At 58.1% G+C, this 1,953-nt stretch carries 2 protein-coding genes and 1 pseudogene; all 3 read left to right on the top strand.

The genetic code is table 11. The features are described from left to right. The first annotated feature begins 555 nt into the window (after positions 1 to 555). On the top strand, positions 556 to 786 hold the full coding sequence (locus FS320_RS42425) for an AbrB/MazE/SpoVT family DNA-binding domain-containing protein (protein ID WP_099514453.1): 231 nt from the start codon (positions 556 to 558) through the stop codon (positions 784 to 786). Continuing rightward, positions 776 to 1,177: a PIN domain-containing protein gene (locus tag FS320_RS42420; protein WP_099514454.1), complete on the top strand. Its 402-nt coding sequence runs from the start codon at positions 776 to 778 to the stop codon at positions 1,175 to 1,177. Before FS320_RS42425 ends, FS320_RS42420 begins: the two co-directional genes overlap by 11 nt. A 57-nt stretch (positions 1,178 to 1,234) precedes the next feature. Continuing rightward, a pseudogene (locus FS320_RS42415) lies at positions 1,235 to 1,789 on the top strand (recombinase family protein); the annotation flags it as partial. Positions 1,790 to 1,953: the final 164 nt, after the last annotated feature.

The raw sequence follows: 1,953 nt of genomic DNA, 5'->3' as shown, positions 1-1,953 counted from the left end.
CGAGACCAGCTCGCGCAGGGCTGTCGAGGACAGCGGCTTGTTGGAACGATCAGGCGAGGTCATGCCGGGATTGAATCATGAATGCCCGAAGGGAGGAATCCCTCGCCCCCTAAAATGCCCCAGTTACCCCGATGCACGGCCGTCCCCCAGTGTCCTAAGTTCTTGTACCAGCCACGCTTTGCGCCAGCAAGAGAACAGAACCCAAGCTTTGCTTCACTGTGGTATGAGCCGCTTGTAGCTTGGCTTTTGGTATCGATAATTGCCCCTTATCAGCCTCCTGATCAAGAAGGCCTAAAACAGCCTCGCTTTCCCCGAGCAAAGTGCCAAAACCTTAATTTTCAAGGCATTTTCGCGCGTCTTAGTAAGCCCCCTCCCCTCCTCGTCGCGCCGTCATAACGACTGCAGCAACGATCCCAAACGGCCAGATGCGGCTATCCGCGGACATTGTACAACAGCGGACTCCGATCTGTGCTTTGACAGGCAGCGCTGGTCTTGCTTCGGTGCACCTCAAGAACTAGATATACATCTAACATTTCGTATATCATGGAGGATATAATGCAGGTAGCCAAGTGGGGGAACTCCCTTGCTGTCCGCCTCCCCTCAGCCGTCGTCGATGCGTTGAAGCTGAAGGAAGGCGACGACATCGAAATCATCGTTGCTGGATCGCGCTCCTTCGAGGTCTCAAAAGCCCCTGACGCGGCCGAGACCCTCGCACGCCTGCGGCGATTCCGTGGCCGCCTCCCCGCTGGGTTCAAGTTCGATCGGCTTGAGGCCAATGAGCGGTAAGGCCTTTTTCGACACCAATGTTGTCTTGTATCTGCTATCTGAGGATGCCGCCAAAGCTGATCGGGCCGAGGCTCTCCTGGCTTTGGGGGGCACAGTAAGTGTTCAAGTCTTGAACGAGGCCGTGAGCGTCATGACTCGAAAGCTCAAGATGGATCTCGACGAGGTCCGGGAGGTCTTGGCTGGAGTACGGCACTTTTGCGCGGTCGAGCCGATAACCACCGATACCCATGATGTGGCGCTCAACGTCATGAAGCGCTACGGCTTCTCGATCTATGACAGCCTAATTGTCGCCGCAGCCGTCAGTGCCGGCTGCGAGACCCTCTTTTCGGAGGACCTACAAGACGGCCAGCGGGTTCAGGACAGTCTGACCATCGTAAATCCGTTCAAGTAAGGCATAAGCTCGATCCGTTTAGTTGAGCCTGAAGCGAGCTCCAAGGTTTCTCCGGCGATGAAGGCCCCCTCCCCTCCTAAAGCCAACCTAATCGGCTATGCCCGTGTTTCTACAGAGGACCAGGCAACCGACCCCCAGATTGATGAGCTCCGGGCTGCCGGCTGTCTTGTAATCCATCAGGAGTTCGCCTCAGGCGCCTCTCGGAGCCGCCACGTTCTTGCAGGCATTCTGCGCAGCATCCAGCCCGGAGAGACACTGGTTGTAGTCCGTCTTGATCGACTGGCCCGATCTGTAAAGCACCTCCTGGAGGTCATTGAGCAGCTGGAAGCCCGCGGCGCACATTTCCGGTCCCTGGGTGACCCAATCGACACCACCACCCCACAGGGCATGTTCTCTCTGCAGGTTCTGGGGGCCGTCGCCCAATTGGAGCGATCCCTAATCGCTGAGCGGACCAAGGCAGGCATCAAGGCTGCGACCCGCCGCGGGAAGCTTCCAGGCAATCCCGGCTTGAGGGCGCGAAATCCGATTGCAATTCGCAAGGCAGCGGCGGGTTGGTCCCATGCTCATCTCGAAGGGGTTCTTGAGACGGTCGATACCTGGCTTCCGACCATCTGTAGCGCGACGCGCGAATGTGTGAGTAAGGCGACGGCCAGATTTACGAGATGTCGCCTCCGGTTGAAGTCGACCTACCGTGTCACGGGACGACACGGAGGAGCGCATGAGCCGGCTCGATCAGGAGGCTCGCATGACTATCAAGGCATTGGCGGCGCGGGGAG

It is taken from the genome of Microvirga tunisiensis, from assembly GCF_009296175.1.
GTDB lineage: Bacteria > Pseudomonadota > Alphaproteobacteria > Rhizobiales > Beijerinckiaceae > Microvirga > Microvirga tunisiensis.
The sequence above is the reverse complement of the archived record's forward strand: the minus strand, read 5'-3'. Positions and strand labels throughout refer to the sequence as shown.

Excerpts from the sequence above, each read along its gene's own strand:
- FS320_RS42420 (WP_099514454.1), top strand. The coding sequence starts at position 776 with ATGAGCGGTAAGGCCTTTTTCGACACCAATGTTGTCTTGTATCTGCTA.
- FS320_RS42425 (WP_099514453.1), top strand. The coding sequence starts at position 556 with ATGCAGGTAGCCAAGTGGGGGAACTCCCTTGCTGTCCGCCTCCCCTCA.